Source organism: Tahibacter caeni, assembly GCF_024609805.1.
Lineage (GTDB): Bacteria > Pseudomonadota > Gammaproteobacteria > Xanthomonadales > Rhodanobacteraceae > Tahibacter > Tahibacter caeni.
In genome coordinates, this window is the sequence record NZ_JANFVR010000482.1 from 1 (window position 1) to 2,638 (window position 2,638).

General features: G+C 68.8%; 2 protein-coding genes. One reads left to right on the top strand and one right to left on the bottom strand.

The window, feature by feature from the left end; translation table 11 throughout:
* Window positions 1–291 precede the first annotated feature (291 nt).
* Complete coding sequence (locus NON22_RS22905; RefSeq protein ID WP_257389302.1) at window positions 292–1,767, bottom strand: hypothetical protein; 1,476 nt, start codon at window positions 1,765–1,767, stop codon at window positions 292–294.
* Between the two features lie 616 nt (window positions 1,768–2,383).
* On the opposite strand from NON22_RS22905, the gene NON22_RS22910 reads away from it, so the two are divergent.
* A partial coding sequence (locus NON22_RS22910) for a nucleotide-binding protein (RefSeq protein WP_257389303.1) occupies window positions 2,384–2,638 on the top strand: 255 nt, incomplete at its 3' end.

Below are 2,638 nucleotides of genomic sequence, written 5' to 3' on the forward strand. Positions count from 1 at the left end.
GCTTCGCCTCGGCGCGGCAGCTGCGCCGCGCCTGGGCGCGCAGCTACGCGGCCCCGCCGCAGCACGCGCGCCGCCGCGACGACTGAAGCCGCCGCATCGCTGCGGCGGCGGCCACGCGGGGAGGCCCGGAAAAACCCGGAAAAACTCCGTATCGGGCTTCGACTGCCGAAGCCCGCCCGCGTCGAGGGGCATCCGGACGCCCGCAGTGCAGGCGCCCGGCTGCGTCCCGGAGGCGGACAGCGGGATATTGAAACCTCGCCGTCGGCCCCTGTCCGGCTCTTTACCCGTCGCTCAGTTCGGATCGAGCCGGCAGCAATAGCCTTCGTCGCGCGCTTCGATCTCCTGCGTGTCGACCGCGGCCATCGCCTGCAGCACCTTGATCGGCGGAGTGAAGCGCTCGTAAGGCAGTTGCGCCGGCGACCAGCTGAAGTCCCACTCGCGCACGCACTGGTCCTTCTTGTTCGGATCGGTCTGCACGAGATAGAAGTCCTGGTTGTCGCCGACACCCTCCCAATCGGTGAACGTGCTGCCGGCCATCACGAAGCGGTCGCGCTTGTTGTCGATCGCCATCAACGTTTCGCGCCTCGGGCTTTGCGTGCTGTAGCGGAACTGGCCGCCGAGCGGACCGAGGTTGGCATCGTCCGCGGTCAGCGCAAAGCCGTCGCCCGCCGTAATCGCGCCGGCAATGGTGCCGGTCGCCACGACGGTCGGCGCCGACGCCGTGGTCACGATGGACTCGACGACGTCGAACGCCGTCGCGCCGTCGGTGAGATCGCGCCAGACCGACTGCACGACAGGCACGCAGGCGCCGACGTTGAAGCGTGTCAGGTAGGCCGACGGATTCGCCGCGGTGGCCGCCTGCGTCGCGCCGACGAGCACGCTCTCGCCGTTGAAATTGCCGGTGGTGAGCCGGGTGATCCCGTAGTAGTCCTCGTTCGTGCTGTCGAGCACGCCGAGCACTGCGTTGCAGACCGGCGCGCCCGTGCTGAGCACGCGGAACATCAGGCCGCGGCGATCGACATTCCACGTGGTGCCGCGCGCTGCGGAACCGGCGACGACGATGTCCGGCAGATTCGCGCTCGTCGAGCGGTTTTCGGTGACTGCGCGGAAACGCAGGCCGAGCGGCTGATTCGGCTGCGAGTACGCACGATCCCAGACGAATGCTCCGGCCGAGGTCATGCGGATGATGCGTCCGGCCACGGCGCCGGCCGGCGCCGCGAGATTCTCGTCGCCGACGACGATGAGCTGGCTCGGCGGCGGCGGTATCGGCGACAAGGTCGGCGCGGCTTCGATGATGTCGTAGCCGATGCCGCGGCTGCCCGTCGCCGTGTTGCCGAACAAGCGCGTCCAGACCGGCTTGCCGTCGCAGGTGACGCGCAGCACGTAGATGTGGGTATCGGTGCGCACGACCGAACCGGTCAGCGCGAAGCCCGTTCCGTCGCGCAGCTCGACGATCGCGTTCGCGGTCGTGCTCGTGCTGCCGTTGACGCGATAGCCGAACTGCCACAGTGCCGTGCCGTTGTCGTCGACGCGCGTGACCAGCGCCTCGGTGCCGGTGCTCGTGCGGCGCGTACCGGCGACGATGCTGCCGGTACGCGGACAGTAGTTCACCGACTTCACGTCTTCGCCGGCGTCGAGCGTGGGGCGCTCGCCGTAATAGGCTTCGAAATTCTGCGCCTGCGCGGCGGGAGCCGCGATACCGGCCAGCGTAAGGACGAGCGCGCCCGCGAGCGGCGCACGCGCCGTAGTGTATTTCTGGAATTCCATATGTTCTCCGTCAACTTCGGGTTGGCTTGCGATGCGTGTGAACGCACGACGGGCCCCTGCGTCGTGAACCGGAGCGGCACGCGTCCCCTGCGCGCGCGGACGCCTTTCCTTCGGGAACGGCCGCCGCACGACTCGGCGTCGCACGCAGCCCCTGGCGCCGCGACCGCCGATGATGCAAACGCAACGGAAGAGTCCGTCGCGGTCGCGCGGTGATTTCCCGCCATTCCCGGAAGCACATAACGCCGGCGCGCGCTGCAACCGAACGGCGCGGCGTCGTTAATATGTTAATACTTATATTTTGCAATTTCCTGCTGCAGACGCACATATGGCCTGCGCGACCCCGTAACCTACCGACACAAGAACAACAAACATATTTTTTACACATGGAGACAACAGCCGCGCCAACGTCTTGCCGCATGGCGCGCAAAAGCCGCCGGAACTGATCGGGCAACTCGCACGCACGAGCCCGCCCCCTGTAGGCAGACGCCGCCGGCTGGCCTAAGATCCGTCCGTGCGCCGCACGCACGGGCGAGCGGACCGCCGCGGCGCACGGACGGCCAGAATCAGGAAACGGCTGCGCCGGCCGGAGGCCGGCACGGACGACCCCGGAGGCTCCGTGTTCCGCATCCTCATCGCCAACAGCAAGGGCGGCAGCGGCAAGACCACGCTGACGACGACCCTGGCCGGCTACTACGCCCGCGCCGGCCGCCGCCTCTGCCTGCTCGACTGCGATCCGCAGGGCTCGTCGCTGGACTGGTGCCGGCTGCGCGCTTCCGGCCGCCCGCCGCTGCACGCGGTCGCCGGCCACGACGCGCTGCGCGGCGGCAGCGCCGGTTCGGTGCTGCGCCTGCCGCGCGACACGCAGGTGCTG